The organism is Acinetobacter sp. BZX-2 (assembly GCF_055179795.1).
Genome location: NZ_CM143686.1, coordinates 1,331,619 through 1,356,913 on the forward strand (window position 1 = coordinate 1,331,619; position 25,295 = coordinate 1,356,913).

The following is a 25,295-nucleotide window of genomic DNA, read 5'->3' on the forward strand; positions in this document are numbered from 1 at the left end:
TTTCTAGATCGAAATTTTTACTTAGAAATTATTAAATTTGAAGCCTTTTTGCTATGATGGGGCGACTTTAATTTTTGGAATGGGAAAGTAAATGACGACCTTAAAAAATGATCGTTTTCTACGTGCCTTATTGCGTGAACCTGTAGATACCACACCAGTATGGATGATGCGTCAGGCAGGGCGTTATTTACCAGAATATCGTGAAACACGTGCTAAAGCGGGTGATTTTCTTTCTCTTTGTAAAAATACAGAATTTGCTTGTGAAGTGACTTTACAGCCTTTGCGTCGTTATGAATTAGATGCTGCGATTTTGTTCTCAGACATTCTCACTGTTCCAGATGCTTTGGGTCTAGGCTTATATTTTGAAACAGGTGAAGGTCCAAAATTTCATAAAACTGTTCGAACTGAACAGGATGTTGCTAATCTTCCAAAGTTTGATGCGAAATCAGATTTATCTTATGTCATGAATGCCGTGACGACTATTCGTTCTGCATTGGGTGGACAAGTTCCATTGATTGGTTTCTCGGGAAGTCCTTGGACACTGGCAACCTATATGGTTGAAGGTGGCTCGAGTAAGGATTTTCGTTTTACCAAACAGATGATGTATGCGCAACCTGAAGTATTACATGCATTACTAGATCGACTTGCGGATGCTGTTATTGATTATTTAAATGCGCAAATTGATGCAGGTGCGCAAGCTGTACAGATTTTTGATAGTTGGGGCGGAGCATTGGCTCACCGTGAATATTTAGAATTTTCTTTAAAATACATGCAAAAAATTGTAGCTGGGCTAAAACGTGAAAGTGAAGGACGAAAAGTTCCTGTTATTTTATTCACCAAGGGCGGCGGTCAATGGCTTGAACCAATGATTGCAACAGGTGCAGATGCATTTGGTTTAGATTGGACCACACCATTAAATGTTGCTCGCCAAACTGTAAATGGTCGTGCTGCATTACAAGGAAATTTAGATCCTGCAACGCTTTATGGTTCTGCAATGACGATTGAAAATGCCACCAAAGCCATGCTGGATGATGCTTATGCCAATGGTGAAAAAACAGGTTATGTGGCAAATTTAGGTCATGGTATTACCCAATGGGTCGATCCAAAAAATCCTAAAGCTTTTATTGATACGGTTCATGAATATAGTGCCAAGTATTTGGGCTAAGCTTTAATTTTGCCATGATCTATTTAAAATCATTATTTGAGTTTTTATATAAGGCAGCTTCAGCTGCCTTATTTGGTATTTTATTGCTCATTGCATTTGTAGCAACAGCAAGTATGGGTAGCCATGAGTTTTATGGCTTGTTTCGCTATGACTATTTATTGTTTTACGCCTTAATTATCCAAGCTTGTTTATTGTATTTAAAATTAGAATCATGGGCTGAAGCCAAGGTGATTGCCTTATTTCATATCATGGCAATGGGTATGGAGTTATTTTTAACCCATCCGCAGATTGCATCATGGCAATATCCACAACCTGCTGTATTTAAAATAATGACGGTACCTTTATTTGCAGGCTTTATGTACTCAGCAGTTGGGAGTTTTTTCGCTCGATCATTACGTTTATATCAGGTTTCATTCATTAACCTACCTCGTTTTGCCAATATGCTCAGTTTGGCGGTATTGTCTTATATTAATTTTATGAGCAAATTTTTTATTCCAGATTTCCGTAATATGCTTTTTATTTGGAGTGTGATTATATTTTGGAAAACAAAAATTCGTTTTGAGTTATACCATCATCATTTTCAACTACCGATGCTTCCTATCTTATTTATTTTGGCATTTATCATCTGGATTGCAGAAAATATCAGTACATTTTATAAAATTTGGCTTTATCCGAGCCAGGTCGATGCATGGCATATGGTTGGGTGGGGAAAATTAGGTTCTTGGTATTTATTACTATTATTGAGTTTAGTGTTGGTTTTAAAAATTCTTGGAAAAAGAAATAGCAAAGGAAATTGGTTACTTATAGAGAACAAAAAATAGTCATTTAATTGTCATATTTTGATTTGCTTATCTATATTTATGTGATAAATCTGTATGGGTGTAATTTAATCTACACAAAACGGAATATAACAATTTACATATGTCATATATGGATAATTTCTGGAGAATTATATGTTTAAAAAAATCGCTTTAGCTGCTGTGTTAGCCGCTGGTTCTAGTGTTGCAATGGCTGATCCAGATGTAGGGTGTGGTGTCGGTTCACAAATTTGGGCAGGTCAATCAGGTAAAATTCCAAAAATTTTAGCTGCAACAACCAATGGTCTTTTAACAAACCAATTAATCGGTATTACTTTTGGTACATTGGGTTGTAATGGTAATGGTAAAGTCACTGCTCAAGTGGTTACATTCACCAATGAAAACTCAGAATCACTTGCGCGTGATATGGCTGTAGGTCAAGGGGAAAGCTTGAATGTTCTTGCTTCTTTATTGAATGTTAAAGATGCGGATAAGGCACATTTCTTTGCTGTGACTAAGTCGAATTTCTCGCATATCTATTCAGCAGATAATCAAAATTCTCTACAAGTTTTAGCATCACTTCAAGACGTGATGGCAAAAGATGCGGTATTAAAAGCATACGTGTAATTGTTGATTAGCCCTGTCTTTGATTAGAGCTGATTAGTTAATAGTCATTTAATGATTACTTATCTATGAATCTCCCCTAACCCTGAGCCATATATGGCGCAAGGAAAAGAGGGGAACTATCGAGAATTTAAAATAATTTTAGATTCCCTTGCGCAGCTGTGCTGCTCATCCCTCCTTTATCAAAGGTGAGGAGCATAGCTCCGCAAGGGGGAGGATTTAAAAATGCTTAAATGACTTGCATTAGTCTTTGACAGGGTTTTTATTTTATATATGTGATAAAAATCATAAGTTTGCTTAATTTTTTAATATTGAAATTGTGAATGAAATATTTAGCTTATAGTTTAAGTTTACTCAGTACATTTGTATCTTTCAGCATCTCGGCTGAATCTTTAGCCATTCAAGACTATGTCAAATTGGCAGAACAAAAAAAATTAGAACAGAACATCACATGGAAACGTTTACTCTATGCAGAAGATTCTCCAAAAAGTGAAGTCAGTTATTCAGGCTATTTTCTAGCTCTAGATGGTCAAAATAATATTAAAAATGAAATGATTGCTGATATAACGGCTTTATTTCAGTCTGCTGAACCGAATCAATCTTTTCGTTGTAAATTTCCAGCTCGTAGCCAGTGGCTCATACAACAATTGAACATTAACACTCAACAACTCCCGCAAGTTGCATGTCCTGAGTTTGAGCAGTGGTATGGACAAATTAATCCTTATAAAGCGACCTTAATTTATGCCACAGATTTTATGGGCAACCCAAGCTCTATGTTTGGTCATACTTTATTACGCTTAGACCCTAAAGATCAAAAGCAATTAAATTTAGTCTCTTATGCTGTGAATTATGCAGCCACAGTGAATGGACAGGACAATTGGTCATATGCGTGGAAAGGCTTAATTGGTGATTATCCAGGGGAATATTCACTGATGCCATATTACCGAAAAGTAAAAGAATATGGTGATTTTGAAAGTCGTGACCTGTGGGAATATGAACTGAATTTAAGTCCAGAAGAAACAGCCTTTTTGGTCAAACATATGTGGGAAATGCAAAATGTGAGCTTTCCATATTATTTTGTCAGTGATAATTGTGCCTATCGTTTGTTGGGACTTATTGATTTAGTTCGCCCAAACGCGAATTTGCGTCATAAATTCAGCTATGCTGCAATTCCTGTAGAGACGATTAAAGCAGTTGATCAACAAGGTTTAATTAAAGAAACAGTGTATCGACCTGCACTAGAAACACAATTGAATGCACAAGCCAAGCAACATGGGCATCGTTTAGCGAAGAAAGCACATGAAATTGCCTCCTTAGAACCACAGCAAATGCAAGTGCGTTTAGCCAATGAGCATGAAGCGGATCGTGCCAAAATACTTGAAATGGCCTATGACGATTTATACTTACAATTTGTTTCTCGCCAAGTTGATGAGAAATTTGTACAACCACGTTTTAGACAATTACTGGGTTTACGGAGCCAAATTCAAATCGCTAAACAACGTCAAGAACCGCAAAAACCAAAAATAAATCCTGTACATGGACATGATTCTCGAAATTGGTCGATCGATATCGGAGAAGTACAGGGCGAGAAATTTGTGCAATTAGGACATCGTCAGGCTTACCATGAATTAAAAGATCCACAAGGTGGTTTTCGTACGGGGACGCAGCTTTTATTTTTAGATGGCGCTGCACAGTGGCGTGATGATCAACTCAAATTAGAACATTTGGATGTATTAACGGTTAATTCATATAACCCGATTACGCCATTTAAAACACCAATCACGTGGGGATTTAATATGGGATGGCAACAAGAAGCCATTCATCATGGAAAATTCAGTGAAGATGAACAACACGGAGTGTTTGCCGTAAAGGCGCAATCAGGCTATACCATAGCAGACGATGATCGTAAAAATTTATGCTATGCAGAATTACAAACCCATTTGCAGGCAGGCAAATCACTGGACAAGGGTTGGCGTCTCGGTTTAGGGCCTACAGTAGGTTGCCAGAATCTTTGGTCAGATCAGTTGAATAGTGTTGTTCAACTTGAATTGCCCTATTGGGAGGATTCTCATCAATGGAACTTACGAATCAATAGTTACTTACAATATTCATTATCCTCGCAAAACTCTTTAAGAGTGGGTTGGGAATATCAACAGCAAGATGGTCAGGATTGGATGAAAGGAAGTTTTGGATTTGCACATTATTTCTAAGTTTTAAAATGTATTCGAAATAATGACCTGTTTGATAAATGATCTTTTTATCTATTTTAATCACCTTGAGTTCTATCGCTGGTGTTTTATCATCATTATGTTTTGATTAGACTTTTGATCATGTTATATCTGAAAGCAGTGAATTTATTGTTAGAAGTATAAGCTCATATGGAAATAAGACAAATTGAGATACAAGATGCTGAAAGCTTAATAAAATTCTTTAAACAACTTGATGTTGAAACGGAATTCATGCTGTTTGAAGTAGGGGAACGACCAATCTCATTGAGTCAGCAAATTGAATTTATTAAAACTCTAAAGACATCAGAGAATGAGAAAATATTTGTTGCTGTTGATCAACAGTATATTGTTGGTTTTATTGCACTTTCTAGAAAACCGTTTAATAAAGTAAAGCATTGTTTTCAATTGGTGATAGGCATTTTGAAAAACTATCATGGAAAGAATTTAGCCCGTGAGTTGTATCACTGTGCTGAATCATGGGCTATTGCACAGGGAGCGATCAGGATTGAACTGACTGTTATTCAAGACAATATTGCAGCGATTAAATTTTATGAAAAGCTCGGATTTAAAACAGAAGGGATTCGTAGTCAAAGTATATTTTATCAAGGACAGTTATTGGATGAACGCTATATGGGGAAAATTCTAAATAACCTGAGTTCGGGATAAGCGATATTCCTAACTATAGGATACGCAAAAACGCCAGTGGCATTGTTCGGGACATGAGGAATATATTCCGCAAGAGCTGTAATATACTGTTTTTGTAATATATTAGGTACTTGATAGTTTATCCCGAACTGACGTTATATTATTTTTATACTTCGACAACGACAAAGTATTTTTTAACTGTTTCAATGACTTCAAATGTACCGATAAATGAAGGGGGAATAATGCCAGCTTCACCAGCTTTTATTTCTATAAATGATTGGCCATTTGCATCATGTAAACGTACAACACCTTCAATAATTTGAAAAAACTCTTGTTTATTATCCGCAAATTGAATATTCCATGCACCAACTTCACATTGCCAAATGCCACAATTCATATTTGGATGATCATACAAACTTTGAGTTAAGCGTTTTGGATTACCTTTTACCAAACGATCCGCGCGAGGGTAATCTTCACTTACTTCACTGTTTGTTAATCCATGACCAGCTAACCAAATTGAAGACATTTTAAAAACCTCATTTAAAAGAAAGCCTCAATTGAAGTTGAGGCTTAAAGCAATCTTTATAGATAGAAATGATGAAAAATTCATAAAATCAATGTGCTTCAGGTACAGCTTGTAAGAATTCACGACGTGCTTCTTTATCGGTTTTAAAATCCCCGACAAAAGACACGGTACGGGTCGTTGATTCTTGCTTACTTACACCACGCATCATCATACACATATGCGCTGAATCAATGACTACAGCGACACCACGCGCTTGAGTGACTTCTGCAACTGCATCTGCAATTTGCTTGGTCAGTTGCTCTTGAATTTGTAAACGACGTGCGAACATTTCAGTGATTCGTGCAAATTTAGATAAACCTAAAACATTACCAGAAGGTAAATAGGCAATATGCACACGACCATGAAAAGGCAATAAGTGGTGTTCACATAAAGAATAAAATTCGATATTTTTAACCAACACCATTTCATCATTATCAGAAGGGAAGACCGCATTGTTGGTCACTTCTTCCAATGTTTTGCTATAGCCAGACGTCAAGTACGAAAAAGCTTTAGCCGCACGCATAGGCGTGTCTTTCAGACCAGGACGATCTAAGTCCTCGCCAACGGCAGTTAAAATATTTGCGTAGGATTGCTGCATAGACATATAACGTGTTCACTTATACGGATTGAACAAGGACGGCATTGTAGCAGAAAAACCAAAAAAGTCTGACTATTACAGGATAAACCGTATTTTAAAGGATATTGACTATCAATCACAAAATTTGCGGGTACAAAAAATGGATTAATGATCCTGACTAAATTTAGGATTTTTCTCAGCACGTTTTAATAAAACTAAAACTGCACCTGTGCCACCTTGCTTCTCGGGCGCACTGACAAAAGCTAAAACATCACGGTGCTGACGAAGCCAACTGTTTACATATGATTTTAAAATGGCTTCAGGGCCTTTACCATGAACAATTTTAATCACATTCTGGTTTTCATTCTTTGCAATTTGGATAATTTCTAGAACTGCAGATCGGGCTTCTTCTACGGTACAGCCATGCAAATCTACAGCTTCATACCAACGAATATTGCCAGCTTTTAAATCTTCAAAAACTTTATGCTGTAAGGTCGCAATGCGATAACTTAAAGCTGCTTGGCTGGCAACAGGGTTGAGCATGGCATGTGTATCTGATAATTCAGCATGTTCAGTTTCAGTTGGACCTTCTGCTGCTGCACGTTTTGCCAGTGTTTTCGCATCAGGTTTTTTACGAGTAGGACTCGTTGCTATTTTAGCAATATTACCATTATCAATCGTTTTTACACCCTGCATCGCTTGATTAAACAAGGCGAGATCGTCATCTTGAGGTATCGGTGCGGTTACAGGTGCCGATTTCTGCTTTTTATGTGTAGATTCAGGCTGAGATTGACCCGTAGAAATTTGTTTTTTGAATTGTTTTAAAAGATCAAGTTGAGATTTGGAGAATGTTGAATCAGATTTACTCATAATTGCAAAAACAGTAAAAAGAGAATATTTGCTGAGTATTATAGACTTAATCCATTCAAAATTGAACTGAATTGAATTCAGTGCAACTTTTAGAACGCTTACTCAAGGATTGAGTGAAATATTTCCGCGGTTAAAGGTGCAAAAGACTGGATATTTCAGTGCAATTATTAACAGATTTCCTATATTGATGATTTGAAAAAAAAGTTAAATTAACTCAAAGCATTAAAAGATCAATAACGCTATGGATAATGGAAAAGATAAAGATCCAACAATTATTGTTGAAGATACTCCCGACCAAGAAAAGTATGAAATTCTCAAAGAAAAATTAAGATATAAACAAGCTTTACGAGAGAATTCCAAAAAAATTGATCATAAACAAGTTCGTTTAAATATTCAGGCGAATGCTTTACCGAGTAAAACATTTTTTATTATGAATGCCTTGGCTGCAATTATTGCGGGCTATGGTCTATTAACCAATTCATCTGCTGTGGTCATTGGAGCCATGTTAGTTGCAATGATGTTAGGGCCAATTTCGGGTATAGCGTTGTCTTTGATTGATAATCGTTGGATATTGTTTAGAACCGCCTTAACCACACTATCTTTAGGCATTTTAATGATCTATGCGATTGGAATCATTTTAGGCTTAATTAATATTGATGTTCCCATTACACATGAAATCCTGTCTCGTACCCAGCCTACAATTATGGATTTAATGATTGCTTTAGCTGGCGGAGCAGCAGGGGCATTTGCATCGGTATCTCCGCGGCTTTCAGTTGCAGTGGTTGGTGTTGCTGTCGCCACAGCTTTGGTTCCTCCATTGGTTGCAAGTGGTATTTTATTTGCTCATATGGAGTGGAGAAATGCGGCGAATGCTTTTATTTTAGCTGCGACCAATATTATTGCGATTCAAGTGAGTTCATCACTTGTACTGTGGGTTGCAGGTTTTAGACGTGGTTCAGATATTGAAGTCAAAAGTAATGTCATCGAATTTATTAAAAGAAATGCGATAAGTTTAATCTGTCTTTTGCTACTCACTATCTATTTGTCTTTGAATTTTATGCATTTGTTGCGTCAACAATTATATGAGACCGCTATTAAGACTGAGGTTGAGACTTTGCTGAATAAAAATAATAATATCGTCGATACGATTCAATTCGAAAAGCACGATGAATTTACATTGATTCGTATTGTCATCAGAGGTGATACTCCTCCAACTTCGATTGAAGTTGGAAAATTAAATAAGATTTTAGAACATGATTTAAAAGACAAGCCGAGTGTTGCACAAGTACGTTTTATTTTTACTGAAATTATTGAAGCACCGAATAGTCCAACCGTCAGTATTCAAGAACGAGAAGCCGCAGGGGGAATCACAAGTTACTCACTTGAGCATCCGCAATAAGACCATGTATAAATAGTTTAGAGAACAAAAAGCCCAACTCAGAAGCGTTGGGCTTTTTTGAGAATCAGCGATTAAACATTCTCATTCATAAACGAAAAGATTAAATGACAGACTCAAATATCATCTAAAACGCAATCGAAGCATTAAATCAGGATTTGAATGATTCGTTTAAACAGAATGAGGAACTCCAAACAGAGCCTTAAAAGCCTCATCTGGACGTGGTTGCTTCATAAAACTTTCACCGACTAAGAAGGCGTGAATGTCATGCTCTTGCATCATTGCAACATCTGTAGGTGCCGCAATACCACTCTCAGTGACCAATAAACGAGATGGATCGAGTAATCTTTTTAAACGCAATGAAGTATTTAAATCAACATCAAAGGTTTTAAGGTTACGGTTATTGACGCCTAGAATACAACGCTCAGAAAGCTTCATCGCACGTTCAAGTTCATCTTCATCATGTACTTCAACCAGTACGTCTAGGTTGTGTTCAAATGCTGTTTTAGACATTTCCTCAAGTTGTTGGTCAGACAAACAAGCCACAATTAACAAAATACAATCTGCATGCAAAGCGCGCGCTTCAATCACACCATAAGGATCGATTAAAAAATCTTTGCGTAAAGCAGGAAGTGAACAATGATTTCGTGCAATTTGAATGTTTTCATCTGCACCTTGGAAAAAATCAACATCGGTCAAAACAGACAAACATGCAGCACCTGCTTGCTCATATTGTTCTGCTATTTCAGCAGGATTAAAGTTTTCACGAATAATCCCTTTTGATGGAGAAGCTTTCTTTATTTCAGCAATCACACCAGGGCGTTTACTTTGTAAAGATTGAGCAAAACCACGAACTGGTGTTGCAGCTTTGGCAAGTTCTTCAACATCTTTTAAACTATGTTGTTTTAAACGTATCGCAAACTCTTCATGTTTACGATCAACAATTTTACCTAAAATGGTATTGGCAATATTAACCATGGTGATTTCCTTAAATCCTTAAGCTTCGTATTCTTTGAGCGTTTTGGTAAATTCAGACAAAATGCCCATTTTTTCTAAAGCCTGCCCACCATAGATAATATCATGTGCCAAAGCGACACCTTGCTTATAGGTCTTGGTTAAACCTGAAACATAGATACCCGCACCTGCATTTAAAGCAATCATATTGGCTGCTTTTTCACCTTTGGCTGATTTATTCTTGCTTAAAGCATCTTTTATCAACACTAGGCTTTCAGCCGCACTTTCTACAGATAAGCCTGTCAATGTCTGAGACTCAATATCAACATCTTCAGGTTGAATGACCCATTCGGTGATTTCACCCTCTTTGAGCTCAGCTACATAAGTCGCAGATGCAAGGCTAATCTCATCTAAACCATCTTTAGAGTGAACCACCATCACATGTTCAGCACCCAGTTGTTTGAGCACTTCAGCAAGTGGGCGACATAATTCTGTTGAAAAGACACCAATCACATAGCGGCGTACCCCAGCCGGATTCGTAAGCGGGCCAAGGAGATTGAAAATACTACGGAAGCCTAATTCTTTACGTGGGCCAGCTGCATATTTCATCGCTTTATGATGGTTTGGTGCAAATAAAAAACCGACACCTATCTCTCGGATACAACGTTCAGTCTGTTGCATATTTAAATCGAGATTGATACCTGCTTGTTCTAATAAATCAGAAGAACCTGATTTTGAAGAAACGCCACGATTTCCATGTTTGGCAATGGTTGCGCCCGCTGCAGCAATCACGAAAGAAGACGCTGTAGACACATTAAATAAGTTTTGACCGTCACCACCAGTACCGACAATATCAATCAGATGCGGAATATCACTGACATCTATTTTGATGGCAAATTCACGCATTACACGTGCTGCTGCGGTGATTTCATCAATACTTTCGCCCTTTAAACGCAGTCCCATCATAAGCGCGCCGATTTGTGCATCGGTGGCTTGACCACTCATGATGGTACGCATGATTTCTTCCATCTGTGGTTGGGTCAGCTCAATATTTTTGGTGATGTTATTTAAAGCTTGTTGAATATTCATTATCTTGATTACGCTCTTTATGCATAAATATCTAAAAAGTTCTTAAAGATTTGGTGACCATGTTGGCTTAGGATCGATTCAGGATGAAATTGCACACCTTCAATAGGTAGTGTCTTATGTTTTACACCCATGATTTCTTCCATAGAACCATCAGTTTCATTGGTCCAGCAAGTGACTTCCAAGCATTCAGGAACGGTCGCTTGATCAATCACAAGGGAATGATAGCGAGTCGCTGAAAATGGAGATGGAAGATTACTGAAAATACCTTTATCACTATGGTACATATCAGATAAACGACCATGCATCACTGTTTTGGCACGAACAATGTCACCACCAAAGGCCTGTCCAATTGCTTGATGTCCTAAACAAACACCGAGCAATGGAATTTTGCCTGCAAAATGTTGAATTGCAGGGATAGAAATTCCGGCTTCTGAAGGAGAACAAGGTCCAGGACCAATCACTAAATACTTTGGTTGCCATCGTTCAATATCCTCTAAAGTCACGGCATCATTACGGACTACTTTTACTTCTTGGTTTAACTCGCCAAAATATTGGACGATGTTATAAGTAAACGAGTCATAGTTGTCGATCATTAGAAGCATTTTTGGCTTAAACCTCTGATATTTATAGCGTAATTCGTATCGTGTTAGTGATATTAATCACTATGGTACTCATTTTGCTGTTTGTCTAATTTTTATTAGCTAAAAACTCGCTAATAATTCACTATAATATCAGATTATTGCGGAGATTCTTTGACTTTTTGCTTCGCATAAAATTCGCATCAAAACATATCTTTATCCATAAGCTGTAAAAGCTTATGAGTATTATCATGACTGAATGCTCAGCATTGTTCTACATTTAGTTTTGTTATATTTTAGAGTAGCTCACTATAGAAGAATATGGAGAAATTGATGTCAATTATTGATGCAACGGAAGCAAAACAAAATTCAGAAAATCATCAGCCTAAAAAAACACTTGATACTTTGCGTAATGAGATTGCTGCTCAAATTAAAGCAAGCTCAGATTTAGGTTATTTCAGTGCTGGTTATACCATTCCTTCGAATGTCAGTGCAGAAGATCAAGAGGCGATATTGGCGGAATTGAATCAAAAAAAATATTCTCTAGATACAACGCCAAATGAAAGTGGGCTTGATTTGTTTATTAAATGGTTCAGACCTGTCCCGTAATTTCAGTTTTAGATACAACCTCCTTCGGGAGGTTTTTTAAATGTCTGAATAAAAGACTTGCAAAGCAAAATTAAACTTGAAAAATATAATCACAGTAAAATTGGTTGGAAGTTATTTAACCTCATCATCATGCTTTTTCTTTGAATGATCATCGCAACGTCTAAAAATAAAAAAGTTTGCGGTAGATTGAGATGCATTTCAAAGCCTTTCAGTAATTTAGCATAAGTCACCGATCTTGCTGTGATCATCCAAAGCTTTTATATCCTTAAAAGACTGTATGACGATCATTCATGAGTTTTCTATTTATCGTGACTCATATTTTCGAGATATTTATCATTATTTAAGTAAGTAAATGGATCATATTTATTAATGTTTTTAATACTAAATTAAAATCATTTTATATATTATATTAGTGAAACTTAACTTTATTTTTAAATTAAAATACAAGTGTTTTTATATTGAATAAAAAATATGTTAAGCCGAATTTAAGATAATGTTGTGAAATAAATATGAGAATGATTTTTATATTCATTTGATCGATATTTTGTATTTAAAATACATATTTTTGATAAAAATAAGCTATTGTTTTGCAATGTTTTGTGCGTTTTTGGCTTTATTGAAAATATTATTGTTGTTTTAATATTTTTTTTATCAATTGGATATTACATTTTTATAATTTATAAGGTAAAAATAATATAAATTATTCTGTAATTTTTGAGTTTTCTAATGTGATTAGTATGTTTTTTTAAAAATAAAATGTTAATATTGTCACGTTTTATAGTGTGACTATGGGGGTTTAATGAAAGAAGAAATAAAAATCGCTATATTTGGCTTAAGTCTAAATGTACTTGAAAATATTAAGCAAAAAGTTCAATCGATGTACGACGATGCTTTGAAAGTAAGTTGGGCGAATATTGCTGACCCTCATTTAGATATTCTTTTAGTGAATGACATGTTTTTTAGCTCAGCAACGATTCAAAACTTAGTTGGTGCGAAAAAAATTCCTTATTTACGCCTAGTCAATAAAAATGAAAAATCAGGTACGATTGAGGGGGATAAATTATATTTGCCTTTTTCAACATCTGAAGAGATTCGACAGTGGTTTAAGGATCGATATTTACGAGTTCCTGTCAGCAATAAAACTGAAACTTTCGTGAATCAAATTTCTCAAAAAATGGACTTAAAAAAAGTCGTTCCTGAGTTTTTTAATGAAAGAAATGGGAATGTTCAGGTTTTTGATTCAAATGGTAATATTGCGTTGATGAATATTCGAACTCAACAGGTTTGGATCAATCAAACACGAAAATTGCAACGGACAGATTCTTCTCTAAATTATACCTATGCAACAATGCAAATGGCCCAATCAGTCAGTTTAATGCAGGGTGAAGATTTAACCTCTTGGCTTTGGAATGTGCTGTGGCATTCTGACGATTTGGATTTTAACCAAAATCATTCAGATTTTTATAAATTACAGTTTTGGCCACAACCTGATCCTCAAAATGAACGTAAACAGGTTTTTAAAATAGCAGCATGTTTCGAACAGGGTGCAAACCTTAAGCAAGTTGCTGAAAAAACAGGTTATAGCTTGGCACAGATTAATAAATTTGTTTCAATTGCTTTATTATGTAATGTGCTTAAAAAAATACCAGCAACGGATGCGAAACTGATGCTTGAAGAAAAAGAATCTTCTAGCGTACTTCGAGGCTTCTTTGGAAAGTTGAGAAAGAAATTAGGTCTATAACGTGAGCCTAAAGTGATTATGTTAATTTTTTACACATCTAGTTAAATTGAGAATTTTCAACTTTATGTGTAATCAAAATGAATTTTATAGTCTGGTAAATGTGAAATAAATAAAACAGGTGATGATGTGATACTACATAAATATAAAATTGTATTTGGCGGTAAGATGGGGGCAGGTAAAACTGCTGCAATCAAATCATTATCAGAAATTTCTGTTCTTTCAACTGAAGCACATAACACAGATGAACAAGCGCATAGCAAAGCGCTGACGACGGTTGGCATTGATTATGGCGAAATTAAACTGGATGATGAAGTCGCAGTTGGCTTATATGGAACACCGGGGCAAGATCGTTTTGATTTCGTTTGGTCTGTTATCTGCAAAGGCGCAATTGGTGCGGTGGTATTGATTGATCATTCACAGAAAGATGCTATTGAAGATTTGAAATTCTATTTTCAAGCGTTTAAAGAATATGTGAATAATATTGTGGTTGGTGTGACTCATGTGGATGAAGACCCACAGCATTTATTAAAACAATATAAAGACTGGATGCATTTGAATCAGCTGACGATGCCTATTTTTGCGATTGATGCTAGAGAGAAAGATGATGTATTGCTTATGGTTGAGGCATTGATTGCGAGAGCAGAAGTTGAATTTGGCTAATTTATTGCTGAAATAATTTACATATTTTTGATTTATAAGATTATTTTTATAAAAAAATTTAAAGCGTATTAATCAATACGCTTTTTTTATTTTTAAATTAAATGTAAATAGGTTTAGAAAGTAGATTGATTTAAAGCAAAACAAGCACCAAATTAAAACAAATAATTAGTTATGCACAAAATTGGTGCGCTAAAATTGTGCGTTGCAATATAAAATTCCTAAGTGTGTTTGAATATAGTGCATTTCTAAATACACTCAGTATAATAGTTAGAAATTAAAGGTTGCTAAGCTTATTTTCTAATAAGGAATTCAATATTTTAGCAACCATTTTAAGAGTTGGTACGGTAATTGCTATATAAACACCAACTACTAACACGCACTTTGTAAGTGCAACAAAAATGCATTGGAGCAAATGAGCATGGCGAACAAGGTCCTTCAACTCATACAAGAAAGTGGCGCAAAATGGGTCGATTTTCGCTTTACGGATACTAAGGGTAAAGAACAGCACGTAAGCTACCCATCAGACACTATCGATGAAGATACTTTTGAAGATGGTAAAATGTTTGATGGTTCTTCAATTGCTGGTTGGAAAGGTATTGAAGCATCTGACATGATTTTACGTCCAGATCCTGAAACTGCTTTCCTTGACCCGTTCTTTGCTGAAGCAACTGTCGTTGTAACTTGTGACGTAATTGAGCCTTCAACGGGTCAAGGTTATGACCGTGATCCACGTTCAATTGCTCGTCGTGCTGAAGAATACCTAAAATCTACAGGTATTGGTGATACAGCTTTCTTTGGTCCAGAACCAGAATTCTTCGTTTTTGACGAAGTTAAATGGGATATCGATATGTCTGGCGCTCGCCATACATTGATCGCTGAAGAAGCTGCTTGGTCAACGGGTAACTCTTACGAATCAGGTAACTCAGGTCACCGTCCTCGTGTTAAAGGCGGTTATTTCCCAGTTCCTCCGGTTGATTCTTCACAAGATATGCGTGCTGAAATGTGTGCTCGTATCGAAGACATCATGGGCCCAGGCCGTGTAGAAGTACATCACCACGAAGTTGCATCTTGCCAGTTAGAAATTGGTGTAAGTTTCAACACTATGGTACGTAAAGCTGACGAAGTTCAACAGTTCAAATATGCTGTTTGGAACGTTGCGCATCAATATGCAAAAACTGCGACTTTCATGCCTAAGCCAATGGTTGGCGATAACGGTTCTGGTATGCACGTTCATATGTCAATCTCTAAAGATGGCAAGAACTTGTTTGCTGGTGATGAATACGCTGGTCTTTCTGAAATGGCGCTTTATTTCATTGGCGGTATCATCAAGCATGCTCGTGCATTGAATGCAATCACAAACCCTTCTACGAACTCGTATAAGCGTTTAGTTCCACATTTTGAAGCACCAATTATGCTTGCTTACTCAGCACGTAACCGTTCTGCTTCTATCCGTATTCCATACGTTTCTAGCCCTAAAGGTAAGCGTATCGAAGCACGTTTCCCAGATCCAATGATGAACCCATACTTAGGTTTTGCAGCATTGTTAATGGCTGGTCTTGACGGTATCCAAAACAAGATCCACCCAGGTGAAGCTGCTGATAAAAACTTGTATGATCTTCCTCCTGAAGAAGAAGCTAAAATCCCAACAGTTGCGCATAGCCTAGATATGGCACTTGAAGCACTTAAAGCGGATCAAGACTTCCTTCTTAAAGGTGGCGTGTTCACTAAAGAAATGTTAGATGCATATATCGAACTTAAAACTGAAGATGTTCGTCGTCTAAACACGACAACTCACCCAGTTGAATTTGATATGTATTACAGCTTGTAATTCGTTTTCGAATTTAAGTGACCAAAAACCCGCCTTGTGCGGGTTTTTTTATTATGGATTTATCTAGAAAGAAGAAAAATCATGATTTGATAAAATGCATGATAAATAGGCAAAATATTCATCTAGATGATATATTCTGCGCTTAATCTGCTTATATCTGATATTTTCAGTTAAACTTGCGACTTTATTGAAAATTGAAAATTGAAAAATAGGAGAGAACATTGGCTCAATCATGCAACAGTCAACAAAGGCAAATTCCTTTAGAGTTAAAAACATGGTTGTATGCTTCAGGTTCTCTTACTCAACAATTGACTGATCTTGCAGGTGGTGTTTTTAGTGTTCAACCCATTCAAGAACATTATAAAAGACTTACATTTAGCGATAGTCAGTGGATGAAAATGCCGCATCAACATACTTCATGGGTGCGTGAAAGTTATTTATTTGGTTGTAACGAGCAACCTTGGGTAAAAGCAAAAAGTATTTTTCCTATTTTAAGTATTCATGCGAAGGCTCGTTTATTTAAACATATTCGAAACAAGCCAATTGGCAAATTCTTATTTCAACGTACCGATCCGCAATGCGAACGACGTGTATTATTTCTTGAAGAAGGCTGGACACGACAAAGTTGTTATACTTGGCATGGTTGTAAGTTTATTGTTCAAGAAACTTTTCTACCTGCCTTTGAGCAATTTTTACAACAGCAAAGCATTTCAAAATAAGTATTGAAGGATTGTTATGGCGATGATGCAGCACACCACATGGCAACAACGTTTAGAAGCGTATTATTATTTATGCCGATTTGATAAACCTATTGGTACAGAATTGGTTTTTTGGCCAACCATGTGGGCAATGTGGATTGCAAATAAAGGTATTCCTGAAATTGGTATTTTAATACCGATGATTTTAGGGACGATTTTTATGCGTGCAGCAGGTTGTGCAATCAATGATTTTGCTGATCGTAAAGTAGATGCTCATGTAGAGCGTACAAAAACGCGTCCTTTAGCGACGGGTGTGATTCGTGCTAAAGAGGCTGTTTTTGTCTTTTTAGCCTTAGTTGCTGCCAGTGCTGCAATGCTATTTTTCCTACCCATTGAAACATTTTATTGGTCATTTGGTGCATTGTTTTTAGCTTTTATTTATCCATTTATGAAGCGCTATACCCACCTACCTCAAGTGTTCTTAGGCGCAGCTTTCTCATGGTCAATTCCAATGGGCTATACTGCCGTGGGGGTTGAGCCCAATTTAACCTGTTGGTTGCTGTACTTTGGTAATTTGGCTTGGACAGTGGCTTACGATACACAATACGCAATTACGGACCGTAAATATGATTTAAAAATTGGTGTGAAATCTACAGCAATTTTATTTGGTAAATACGATATTGAAATTATTTCAATACTTCAGGCCTTGAGTGTTGTGCTCATTGCTACAGCTTTCTATCTTGAAAATATTCTTATCCCATTTGGGTTAGCCGCTTTACTATTGGTGTGTGCTGATTTTATTTATCAATGGACAAAAACCAATAATCGAGACCCACAGCGTTGTTTTTGGGCATTTCGTCATAATCGTTGGGTAGGTTTAATTATTTTTATAGGAATATTTGCTTCGTTTATTTAAACGTTTGAAGAAATATGCATAGACGTATTCTTATTTAAAGATATTTATTACGGGCAGCATAGAACTGAATAAATTAATATTTTAACGTCAGTTCGGGATAAACCTTGATGTAAGTTATTGAAAATATAGATCATGCACAGCGGAGTCTTACCGTTTAAAATCAAATGTAAGGATTAACCTTCGGTTCGACCTGAGAGGTACTACCTCGCAAGGCTTTCGGGAAAAGTAGGCAAAACCATTTGTCAGTCGCCAACTCGATAGATACTATCTAGTACCTAATATATCGCAAAAACAGTACATTACAGATGTAGTCCGGCCTCGAACAATGCGACTGACGTTTCCGCGTATCATATCGTTGGGCATATATCTTATCCCGAACTCAGATTATTTAAAGATATTACGGGCAGTACAGAACTAAATAAATTAATATTTTAATGTGAATACTGTCATATATCGGGTAAAGATATTGAATTTGGTTAGATTTATGATTAAAAGCGCACTAGTAAGGTGCTTTTTTTTATGCTTAATTATGAGAAGACATGAAGTCAGTAAAAATACAAGACAAATAGAAGGGTGATTTATGAGTATTATGCTTAAACGGACATTACTTGCGATTACATGCGGTACCACATTATTCATTGCTGCATGTAATGACGATGATAATGATAATAATCAATGGTCTACCAATAAAAGTTATGTTTCTGAGAAATCCTATAATTTAGATAGCATGACATCGGCAGCCTCAGTCAAAGTCATGACTTATAACATGCCGAATGTTTTAGGCGAAACGAAGAAAGCCACAGCAATGGTTTTTGTACCTAAAACGGCTCGTCCTGCCAATGGCTGGAAAATTGTGGTGTGGGAACATGGCACAGTGGGTGTAGGCGATAGTTGCGCACCGAGTAATAATGCATTTAATCCTCGCTTTAAGAATATGGCAGAAAGCTTATTGGCAGAAGGCTATGTTATTGTTGCGCCAGATTACGAAGGGTTGGGTACAGCGGGAATCCATCCATATCTAAATTTAAAAAGTGAAGCAAACTCTGCTATTTATGCAGTAAAAGCCTATAAAGATCATTATGGTAGCCAAATTAATGGCCAATGGATGTCCGTTGGTCAATCTCAAGGGGGGCATGCGTCTTTGGGAACGGCTGAACTTTCTAATAGCGATTCAAACTTTAAAGGTGCGGTTGCTGGTGCACCTGCTTCAAGTTTAGGTTACATCATTTCTGTTGTTGCTCCGCAAGCCATTCGAAGTATTCTTCAACAAGAACAAGAGGGTAAAGTTCCTGTGGGAACTGCTGTTGAAGTCTACGCAGAATTGTTAGCGTATGCTGCTTATACGACAGTGGGAATCACAGCGTATGAACCTAAATTTAATTATCGTGAAATTTTCCAAGAACGTTCAAGAGCAATTGCAGAGTTTGCTGAAGGGACTACAGGTGAAAATGGTTTGTGTCTAGACGACTTGCATAATAAGTTTGCTGTGGATATCCGTGATTTCTTGGTGAAAAATGCGGGTAAAAGTGTTTTAGATTATCCTGGTTTAGCAGGGGATTTCCAAGAAAATCCAACAGTGAAAAAGTTCTTGGTTGATAATCAACCAGCAACGAAGAAAATCAATACGCCTGTGATGATTATCCAAGGGACTGCGGATATGGCTGTGCCTTATCCTGTGACCAATGCTTTGCAACAAGGGTTAAAGGATATGGGTACAGATGTGACATTCCTGCCTGTGGTCGGCGCAAGTCATACACAAGCAATTGTTGAAATGAATCCACAACTGGTTGCATTCATTAAACAAAAAATGCCTGCGACGCAATAGTTATCAATCAAAAGGAAGAGCTTCGGCTCTTTCTCTTTTCCTCATTAAACAATGCTAAAACAGCAAAATTTGTATATCGAAAATCTTCTGTTATATTGATCAGCCAAATTGGTATTGATTGATGTAAATTCATGACGCAGACAAGTTCGAAAAAATTTCCTAAAGTTTATATTCTTGCCGCACTCGGTTTATTATTTCCAATATTTTTGGTGGGAATGGCGTTTGTTGCTGCTAAAAGTGATGCTGAAACGAAACGAAAGTATGATCAAATGCGTCAGCAACATGCAGAAAAAGTGGAATTGAAAAAGCAACAACAGAAACAAGAACAACAAGATAAATCTGTTTTTGAACAATCTCAAAAAGATGCAGTCGAATCTTAATTGAATTGATCAATATTTTGTGATTAAAATTCTGCCATAAAAAAACCGCCATTGTTGGCGGTTTTTTACGTTTGTTTTGATCAAAAACTTATTTGTTTTTATCTTTAAGTTGAGGAACAGCAGAACCTGTACCCACTGCAAGTAATCCAGTATTTGTATAAATACCTAATTTTGCACGTGTATCTGTAATATCAAGGTTACGCATGGTTAACTGACCAATACGATCCATTGGCGTAAACATTGAATCACCTTTCTCCATCGTTAAACGCTCAGCTTCATAAGTGAGGTTTTCAGATTCAGTGTTCATGATGGTGTAGTCATTACCACGACGAAGTTCTAAAGTCACAGTACCAGTAATGGCTTTAGCCACCCAGCGTTGAGCAGTTTCACGAAGCATCAATGCTTGAGAATCGAACCAACGACCTTGGTACAATAAACGACCTAAACGTAAACCGTTAATACGATATTGTTCAATCGTATCTTCGTTATGAATACCAGTCACAAGACGCTCATAAGCAATATGAAGTAACGCCATACCTGGTGCTTCATAAATCCCGCGAGATTTTGCTTCAATGATACGGTTTTCGATTTGGTCTGACATACCTAGACCATGACGACCGCCGATACGATTCGCTTCAAGAATAAACTCAACTGGATCTTCGATACGCTTACCGTTTAATGCAACAGGGAAACCTTCTTCAAACGTTACAGAAACTTCTTCCGCTTCAATTTTAACGTCATCTTTCCAGAAAGCGACACCCATGATTGGGTCAACGATTTTGATACCTGCATTGAGATATTCTAAATCTTTAGCTTCATGTGTCGCACCCAACATGTTTGAATCTGTTGAATATGCTTTCTCTTTCGACATTTTATAGTCAAAACCATTGTCGATTAAGAATTGTGACATTTCAGCACGACCACCCAATTCATCAATGAACTGTTGGTCTAACCAAGGTTTGTAAATTTTAAGATCAGGATTGGTCAATAAACCATAACGATAGAAACGTTCAATATCGTTCCCTTTATACGTAGAACCATCGCCCCAAATATTTACATCATCTTCTTTCATTGCTGTAACAAGCATTGTTCCTGTTACTGCACGACCTAAAGGTGTTGTATTGAAATAAGGAACACCACCTGTGCTGATATGAAATGCGCCACATTGAATCGCAGCAATACCTTCTAATGCAAGTTGTAAGCGGCAGTCTACTAAGCGTGCTTTTACAGCGCCGTATGCTTCAGCTTTACGTGGAATTGCATCATAGTCATCTTCATCAGGTTGACCTAGATTTGCTGTATAAGCATAAGGTTCTGCGCCTTTTTGTTTCATCCACAATAAAGCTGCTGAAGTATCTAGACCACCAGAGAAGGCGATACCGACTTTTTTGCCTACTGGTACATTCTGCAAGATCGTTGCATTATCAGTCATTGCGAGTCCTAACTATTTCGAAATAGGCACCATATATTTTGGTAGCCGAAGAGAATTTTATTAACGCAGTATTATAGCACCCTTCAATGCAATTTTTTTGATGTTGAGACTGGAAATATTCTTTTTTCATTTAAAAAATAGATTAATATTCTAAAAATATAAGCTTTTACGATAAGAATTCAGCGATTTAACTCAAGATTAGACCAAAGGATAATGCAGTGCCAAATAGCAATAATCAAATTTTATCGACACTACATCGGATCGTGGCAGTTATTTATTGGCGGTGGGGTGATTCTTTTCGCTGCTTTGGTTTTTGAACCTGTTGATTTTAAGGTTTGGTTAAATCCATTCAATGATTCAATTCTTTTCTATATTGCGGTGATTGGAACTGGCTTTGCATTTGTACTTTGGAACTGGATTGTCAGTCAGGTTGACACTTTTGTTGCCTCAATTTCAATTATGTGTATTCCAATTTTAAGTCTATTTTTTGGTCATGTGCTTTGGCATGAAGCATTGAGCATCAATATTTTAATCGGTGCTGTGTTTATTTGTTCAGGTATTATCTTGAGTTCTTTAAAATTGAAGAATGCCAATCAACCTGTAAAGTCTTTGTGTAGTGACCAGCGTTGATACTCAAGCTAAATTCATGAAATCAGTGTCGATGGTTTAGGTCATCAATACAACAGGCATTGTGGCAAATAGTAATTAAGCAAAATCAGTGGAAGTCTGCTGATTTTGCTTTTTATATTTAAATTTGAATATTACGTAGCTTTGGTTTTCAAGAGCTAACCTTTTGGCTATTGAGTGAGTAGGAGGTGGATTATTATTGATCTAATATGTTGTTAAATATTAGGAAATATAAGTTATTTTTATTGTTTGAGTATTCATCTAAACCAGCGGCAACGTAGCATTTAGGTTAAAATAAATACAGATGATGGCAATTAAAAACTACTTATTAGACTAAAGTATAATATGGCGTGATAAAAAGTTAATCATTTCGAAAAAAATAAGTAAAAACAAGCGATTTAATTTATTCATTCAAAACATAACTTGCCTAATGCACAGATAAAATTTACATAAATACTTTTAAATTGGTATGACCAATATAATTATTTACATTCTTATATTGATCTTTAAATCGGCAGAAATTACTATTAAGGCGAAATTAATAGATTTTTTTTACTTTATTGTTTTATTGGTCATACCAATTTTACAGAAGTTGAATGACTGATCTGACCACGTGATACTTTCCTGAAAGCATTTCAAGGAGATGACAATGCTTCAACAATGGCAACAAATTTATGATCCTATGGGCAATATCTGGATTTCCAGTTTGATCGCCCTAATTCCGATTATTTTCTTCTTTTTAGCCCTCGCTGTTTTTCGTATGAAAGGTAGTGTTGCGGGTACAATTACGGTTGTATTGGCACTTCTTGTTTCATTATTTGCTTATAAAATGCCTACGATGATGGCATTTGCTTCAATGGTTTATGGCTTTTTCTATGGCTTATGGCCAATTGCATGGATCATTATTGGTGCCGTATTCCTTTATAAAATCTCAGTAAAAACTGGGCAGTTCGATGTTATTCGTTCTTCGATTCTGTCTATTACTGAAGATCAACGTTTGCAAATGCTTTTTGTTGGTTTTGCATTTGGTACTTTCCTTGAAGGTGCAGCAGGTTTTGGTGCACCGGTTGCGATTACCGCAGCGTTGTTGGTTGGTCTTGGTTTTAAACCTCTCTACGCTGCTGGATTGTGCTTGATTGTGAATACTGCACCTGTTGCATTTGGTGCAATGGGGATCCCGATCATTGTTGCAGGGCAGGTTTCAGGTGTAGAAACCATGGAAATCAGCCAAATGGTGGGACGTCAGTTACCATTTATGGTGATTATTGTTCTGTTCTGGATTATGGCAATCATGGATGGGTGGCGCGGTGTGAAAGAAACTTGGCCTGCAGTTATTGTTGGCGGTGGTTCATTTGCATTGGCGCAGTTTTTAACATCAAACTTCGTTGGTCCTGAGCTTCCTGATATTACAGCTGCAATTGCTTCATTGGTTTCATTAACGATTTTATTGAAATATTGGCAGCCAAAACACATTTTCCGTTTTGCCAATGAAGATAGCGATATCGATGAAAACTTAGCAGAACAAAAGCAAAAGAAATATTCAATTGCTCAGATTGCTAAAGCATGGTCGCCATTTGCAATTTTAACGGTCATGGTCACCATTTGGAGCGTTAAACCATTTAAGGATTTATTTACCAAAGATGGCGCTTTACATGATTTGGTTATTTCAATCAAAGTACCGTATTTACATCAACTTGTGCAAAAAATGCCACCCGTTGTGCCTGAAATCAAAGATTATGACGCAATTTTCAAATTTGACTGGTTTTCGGCAACGGGTACTGCCATTTTAATTGCTGCGATTATCACGATTATTTTCTTAAAAATGAAGCCAAAAGAAGCGGTCATTACTTTTGGTGAAACCATTAATGAATTAAAAATTCCAATTTATTCAATTGGTATGGTGTTAGCTTTTGCTTTTATCGCAAATTATTCAGGAATGTCTGCAACATTGGCTTTGGCACTTGCACATACAGGTCATGCATTTACTTTCTTCTCGCCATTCTTAGGATGGTTAGGCGTATTCCTTACAGGTTCAGATACTTCTGCAAATGCTTTATTTGCTGCTTTACAGGCAACGACTGCACAGCAAATTGGTGTACCTGAAGTGCTACTCGTTGCAGCGAATACCAGTGGTGGTGTAACAGGTAAAATGATTTCGCCACAATCCATTGCAATCGCTTGTGCAGCAGTTGGTTTAGTGGGTAAAGAATCTGATCTGTTCCGTTTTACAGTTAAACACAGTATAACGTTTACAGTAATGATCGGTATTATTATTACCTTACAAGCCTATGTGTTCCCATGGATGATTCCATGACACTCAATTGATGTAAAGCTGAGGAAAGCAGATGAAAGTCTCCGATAAAGTCGTACAAAGTCTTCGCATGTTAATTGAAGAAAAAAATATGCAAGTCGGAGAGCGATTACCTGCTGAACGTAAGCTGTGTGAGCAACTTGGGGTATCCCGTTCTTCTTTAAGAGAAGCACTTTCACAACTGACCAGTATGGGCATGTTGGTCAGCAAAGTTGGAGCGGGAACCTATTTGCAGCAATTGCCAGTGAATTGGTCTCAGTACCAAATCGTTGAACCGTTGAGTAATCTGATTGATGAAGATCCTGCCTATCGTTTTGATGTACAGGAAGCGCGTACAATTTTAGAGGGCGGTTCAGCGTGGTATGCAGCACAGCGTGCAACCAAAGAAGATATTGAAAAGATTCGTTATTACTATGATCAAATAACATATTTTCAATCTTTAGGTGATGACGATCAGGCATCAAATGCAGATGCTAAATTCCATTTAGCCATCGCAGAAGCATCACACAATTTAGTGTTGATTCAGATGATGCGAGGGCTGTTTGATTTGTTGCAATTCAACGTGGTTTTGGGACGTCGTAAAGTCTATTCCGAAGCTCGTCGTTTTGATCAGTTGCATGATCAACATTTTCAAGTGATGGATGCAATTGAACGTCATGATCCAGATGCTGCTCGTGATGCAGTGTGTGGACATATAGAATTTGTAGTACAGCAAGTGCGTATGATTGATGAGGAAGAAGCTCGTCGTCAGCGTGCAAGTCGATTGAACAGGATATAAAC

The 25,295-nt window shown here is 36.8% G+C and carries 24 protein-coding genes and 1 pseudogene; 17 read left to right on the plus strand and 8 right to left on the minus strand.

The features are described from left to right. Positions 1-91 precede the first annotated feature (91 nt). The 5 genes from hemE to ACY45D_RS06220 all read left to right on the plus strand — a co-directional run bounded on the left by hemE (position 92) and on the right by ACY45D_RS06220 (position 5,480). Positions 92-1,165: a uroporphyrinogen decarboxylase gene (gene hemE, locus ACY45D_RS06200; RefSeq protein ID WP_463108911.1), complete on the plus strand. Its 1,074-nt coding sequence runs from the start codon at positions 92-94 to the stop codon at positions 1,163-1,165. A 14-nt stretch (positions 1,166-1,179) separates the two neighbouring features. Then, positions 1,180-1,986, plus strand: coding sequence for a DUF817 domain-containing protein (locus tag ACY45D_RS06205; protein ID WP_463108912.1), 807 nt, complete (start codon positions 1,180-1,182; stop codon positions 1,984-1,986). Between the two features lie 132 nt (positions 1,987-2,118). Further along, a complete protein-coding gene (locus ACY45D_RS06210; RefSeq protein WP_463108913.1) occupies positions 2,119-2,589 on the plus strand; it encodes a DUF3015 family protein in 471 nt (156 codons plus the stop codon). A gap of 320 nt (positions 2,590-2,909) precedes the next feature. Next, the gene (locus ACY45D_RS06215; protein WP_463108914.1) at positions 2,910-4,796 is read left to right on the plus strand and encodes an Lnb N-terminal periplasmic domain-containing protein; all 1,887 of its coding nucleotides are present in this window, start codon (positions 2,910-2,912) and stop codon (positions 4,794-4,796) included. A 168-nt stretch (positions 4,797-4,964) separates the two neighbouring features. Then, positions 4,965-5,480 carry an N-acetyltransferase family protein gene (locus ACY45D_RS06220; protein ID WP_463108915.1) on the plus strand — a complete coding sequence of 172 codons (516 nt, stop codon included), beginning with the start codon at positions 4,965-4,967 and terminating at the stop codon, positions 5,478-5,480. A gap of 145 nt (positions 5,481-5,625) precedes the next feature. Here ACY45D_RS06220 and ACY45D_RS06225 read toward each other — a convergent pair whose 3' ends face one another. The 3 genes from ACY45D_RS06225 to ACY45D_RS06235 form a co-directional block, all read right to left on the minus strand. Further along, positions 5,626-5,985 (minus strand): cupin domain-containing protein, encoded by a 360-nt coding sequence (locus tag ACY45D_RS06225; protein ID WP_463108916.1) that lies wholly within the window; start codon positions 5,983-5,985, stop codon positions 5,626-5,628. Positions 5,986-6,073: 88 nt separating this feature from the next. Further along, entirely contained in the window at positions 6,074-6,622 is a 549-nt protein-coding gene (gene folE, locus ACY45D_RS06230) for a GTP cyclohydrolase I FolE (RefSeq protein ID WP_171057689.1), read from the minus strand. 144 nt (positions 6,623-6,766) lie between these two features. Then, a complete protein-coding gene (locus tag ACY45D_RS06235) occupies positions 6,767-7,471 on the minus strand; it encodes a Smr/MutS family protein (RefSeq protein WP_463108917.1) in 705 nt (234 codons plus the stop codon). 241 nt (positions 7,472-7,712) lie between these two features. Here ACY45D_RS06235 and ACY45D_RS06240 point away from each other — a divergent pair, with 241 nt between their 5' ends. Then, complete coding sequence (locus ACY45D_RS06240; protein ID WP_463108918.1) at positions 7,713-8,870, plus strand: DUF389 domain-containing protein; 1,158 nt, start codon at positions 7,713-7,715, stop codon at positions 8,868-8,870. 168 nt (positions 8,871-9,038) lie between these two features. Here the strand turns inward: ACY45D_RS06240 and trpC are convergent, their stop codons facing one another. From trpC to ACY45D_RS06255, 3 genes are read right to left on the minus strand one after another with little or no spacing between them, the layout of a single operon-like run. Further along, a complete protein-coding gene (gene trpC, locus ACY45D_RS06245) occupies positions 9,039-9,845 on the minus strand; it encodes an indole-3-glycerol phosphate synthase TrpC (protein ID WP_463108919.1) in 807 nt (268 codons plus the stop codon). A gap of 18 nt (positions 9,846-9,863) precedes the next feature. After that, a complete protein-coding gene (gene trpD, locus ACY45D_RS06250) occupies positions 9,864-10,910 on the minus strand; it encodes an anthranilate phosphoribosyltransferase (RefSeq protein ID WP_463108920.1) in 1,047 nt (348 codons plus the stop codon). A 17-nt stretch (positions 10,911-10,927) separates the two neighbouring features. Further along, positions 10,928-11,512, minus strand: coding sequence for an anthranilate synthase component II (locus tag ACY45D_RS06255; RefSeq protein WP_463108921.1), 585 nt, complete (start codon positions 11,510-11,512; stop codon positions 10,928-10,930). Positions 11,513-11,821: 309 nt separating this feature from the next. Between ACY45D_RS06255 and ACY45D_RS06260 the strand changes: the two genes are divergently transcribed. After that, entirely contained in the window at positions 11,822-12,097 is a 276-nt protein-coding gene (locus ACY45D_RS06260; protein ID WP_463108922.1) for a hypothetical protein, read from the plus strand. Positions 12,098-12,186: 89 nt separating this feature from the next. On the opposite strand, the gene ACY45D_RS06265 is transcribed toward ACY45D_RS06260, so the two are convergent. Beyond that, entirely contained in the window at positions 12,187-12,345 is a 159-nt protein-coding gene (locus tag ACY45D_RS06265; RefSeq protein WP_463108923.1) for a hypothetical protein, read from the minus strand. A 551-nt stretch (positions 12,346-12,896) separates the two neighbouring features. Here ACY45D_RS06265 and ACY45D_RS06270 point away from each other — a divergent pair. From ACY45D_RS06270 to ACY45D_RS06300, 7 genes are all read left to right on the plus strand, one after another. Then, complete coding sequence (locus ACY45D_RS06270; protein WP_463108924.1) at positions 12,897-13,838, plus strand: hypothetical protein; 942 nt, start codon at positions 12,897-12,899, stop codon at positions 13,836-13,838. A gap of 126 nt (positions 13,839-13,964) precedes the next feature. Beyond that, positions 13,965-14,498, plus strand: coding sequence for a GTP-binding protein (locus tag ACY45D_RS06275; protein ID WP_089603563.1), 534 nt, complete (start codon positions 13,965-13,967; stop codon positions 14,496-14,498). A 412-nt stretch (positions 14,499-14,910) separates the two neighbouring features. Beyond that, positions 14,911-16,326, plus strand: coding sequence for a type I glutamate--ammonia ligase (gene glnA, locus ACY45D_RS06280; RefSeq protein WP_463108925.1), 1,416 nt, complete (start codon positions 14,911-14,913; stop codon positions 16,324-16,326). Between the two features lie 221 nt (positions 16,327-16,547). Continuing rightward, positions 16,548-17,045 carry a chorismate--pyruvate lyase family protein gene (locus tag ACY45D_RS06285; protein WP_463108926.1) on the plus strand — a complete coding sequence of 166 codons (498 nt, stop codon included), beginning with the start codon at positions 16,548-16,550 and terminating at the stop codon, positions 17,043-17,045. A gap of 16 nt (positions 17,046-17,061) precedes the next feature. After that, positions 17,062-17,940, plus strand: a complete 879-nt coding sequence (gene ubiA / locus ACY45D_RS06290; protein WP_463108927.1) for a 4-hydroxybenzoate octaprenyltransferase — start codon at positions 17,062-17,064, stop codon at positions 17,938-17,940. Between the two features lie 580 nt (positions 17,941-18,520). After that, the gene (locus ACY45D_RS06295) at positions 18,521-19,765 is read left to right on the plus strand and encodes a lipase family protein (RefSeq protein WP_463108928.1); all 1,245 of its coding nucleotides are present in this window, start codon (positions 18,521-18,523) and stop codon (positions 19,763-19,765) included. Between the two features lie 131 nt (positions 19,766-19,896). Beyond that, complete coding sequence (locus ACY45D_RS06300) at positions 19,897-20,145, plus strand: hypothetical protein (protein WP_463108929.1); 249 nt, start codon at positions 19,897-19,899, stop codon at positions 20,143-20,145. 88 nt (positions 20,146-20,233) lie between these two features. Here ACY45D_RS06300 and argG read toward each other — a convergent pair whose 3' ends face one another. Then, positions 20,234-21,577 (minus strand): argininosuccinate synthase, encoded by a 1,344-nt coding sequence (gene argG, locus ACY45D_RS06305; RefSeq protein ID WP_463108930.1) that lies wholly within the window; start codon positions 21,575-21,577, stop codon positions 20,234-20,236. 264 nt (positions 21,578-21,841) lie between these two features. Between argG and ACY45D_RS06310 the strand changes: the two are divergent. The 3 genes and pseudogenes from ACY45D_RS06310 to lldR form a co-directional block, all read left to right on the plus strand. Then, positions 21,842-22,207 (plus strand): annotated as a pseudogene (locus ACY45D_RS06310) (EamA family transporter); the annotation flags it as partial. A 640-nt stretch (positions 22,208-22,847) separates the two neighbouring features. Beyond that, positions 22,848-24,518 carry an L-lactate permease gene (gene lldP, locus ACY45D_RS06315; RefSeq protein ID WP_463108931.1) on the plus strand — a complete coding sequence of 557 codons (1,671 nt, stop codon included), beginning with the start codon at positions 22,848-22,850 and terminating at the stop codon, positions 24,516-24,518. Between the two features lie 31 nt (positions 24,519-24,549). Next, a complete protein-coding gene (gene lldR, locus ACY45D_RS06320) occupies positions 24,550-25,293 on the plus strand; it encodes a transcriptional regulator LldR (RefSeq protein ID WP_463108932.1) in 744 nt (247 codons plus the stop codon). The last annotated feature ends 2 nt before the right edge of the window (positions 25,294-25,295 follow it).

Excerpts from the sequence above, each read along its gene's own strand:
- hemE (WP_463108911.1), top strand. The coding sequence starts at position 92 with ATGACGACCTTAAAAAATGATCGTTTTCTACGTGCCTTATTGCGTGAA.
- ACY45D_RS06205 (WP_463108912.1), top strand. The coding sequence starts at position 1,180 with ATGATCTATTTAAAATCATTATTTGAGTTTTTATATAAGGCAGCTTCA.
- ACY45D_RS06210 (WP_463108913.1), top strand. The coding sequence starts at position 2,119 with ATGTTTAAAAAAATCGCTTTAGCTGCTGTGTTAGCCGCTGGTTCTAGT.
- ACY45D_RS06215 (WP_463108914.1), top strand. The coding sequence starts at position 2,910 with ATGAAATATTTAGCTTATAGTTTAAGTTTACTCAGTACATTTGTATCT.
- ACY45D_RS06220 (WP_463108915.1), top strand. The coding sequence starts at position 4,965 with ATGGAAATAAGACAAATTGAGATACAAGATGCTGAAAGCTTAATAAAA.
- ACY45D_RS06225 (WP_463108916.1), bottom strand. The coding sequence starts at position 5,985 with ATGTCTTCAATTTGGTTAGCTGGTCATGGATTAACAAACAGTGAAGTA.
- folE (WP_171057689.1), bottom strand. The coding sequence starts at position 6,622 with ATGCAGCAATCCTACGCAAATATTTTAACTGCCGTTGGCGAGGACTTA.
- ACY45D_RS06235 (WP_463108917.1), bottom strand. The coding sequence starts at position 7,471 with ATGAGTAAATCTGATTCAACATTCTCCAAATCTCAACTTGATCTTTTA.
- ACY45D_RS06240 (WP_463108918.1), top strand. The coding sequence starts at position 7,713 with ATGGATAATGGAAAAGATAAAGATCCAACAATTATTGTTGAAGATACT.
- trpC (WP_463108919.1), bottom strand. The coding sequence starts at position 9,845 with ATGGTTAATATTGCCAATACCATTTTAGGTAAAATTGTTGATCGTAAA.
- trpD (WP_463108920.1), bottom strand. The coding sequence starts at position 10,910 with ATGAATATTCAACAAGCTTTAAATAACATCACCAAAAATATTGAGCTG.
- ACY45D_RS06255 (WP_463108921.1), bottom strand. The coding sequence starts at position 11,512 with ATGCTTCTAATGATCGACAACTATGACTCGTTTACTTATAACATCGTC.
- ACY45D_RS06260 (WP_463108922.1), top strand. The coding sequence starts at position 11,822 with ATGTCAATTATTGATGCAACGGAAGCAAAACAAAATTCAGAAAATCAT.
- ACY45D_RS06265 (WP_463108923.1), bottom strand. The coding sequence starts at position 12,345 with ATGATCACAGCAAGATCGGTGACTTATGCTAAATTACTGAAAGGCTTT.
- ACY45D_RS06270 (WP_463108924.1), top strand. The coding sequence starts at position 12,897 with ATGAAAGAAGAAATAAAAATCGCTATATTTGGCTTAAGTCTAAATGTA.
- glnA (WP_463108925.1), top strand. The coding sequence starts at position 14,911 with ATGAGCATGGCGAACAAGGTCCTTCAACTCATACAAGAAAGTGGCGCA.
- ubiA (WP_463108927.1), top strand. The coding sequence starts at position 17,062 with ATGGCGATGATGCAGCACACCACATGGCAACAACGTTTAGAAGCGTAT.
- ACY45D_RS06295 (WP_463108928.1), top strand. The coding sequence starts at position 18,521 with ATGAGTATTATGCTTAAACGGACATTACTTGCGATTACATGCGGTACC.
- ACY45D_RS06300 (WP_463108929.1), top strand. The coding sequence starts at position 19,897 with ATGACGCAGACAAGTTCGAAAAAATTTCCTAAAGTTTATATTCTTGCC.
- argG (WP_463108930.1), bottom strand. The coding sequence starts at position 21,577 with ATGACTGATAATGCAACGATCTTGCAGAATGTACCAGTAGGCAAAAAA.
- lldP (WP_463108931.1), top strand. The coding sequence starts at position 22,848 with ATGACAATGCTTCAACAATGGCAACAAATTTATGATCCTATGGGCAAT.
- lldR (WP_463108932.1), top strand. The coding sequence starts at position 24,550 with ATGAAAGTCTCCGATAAAGTCGTACAAAGTCTTCGCATGTTAATTGAA.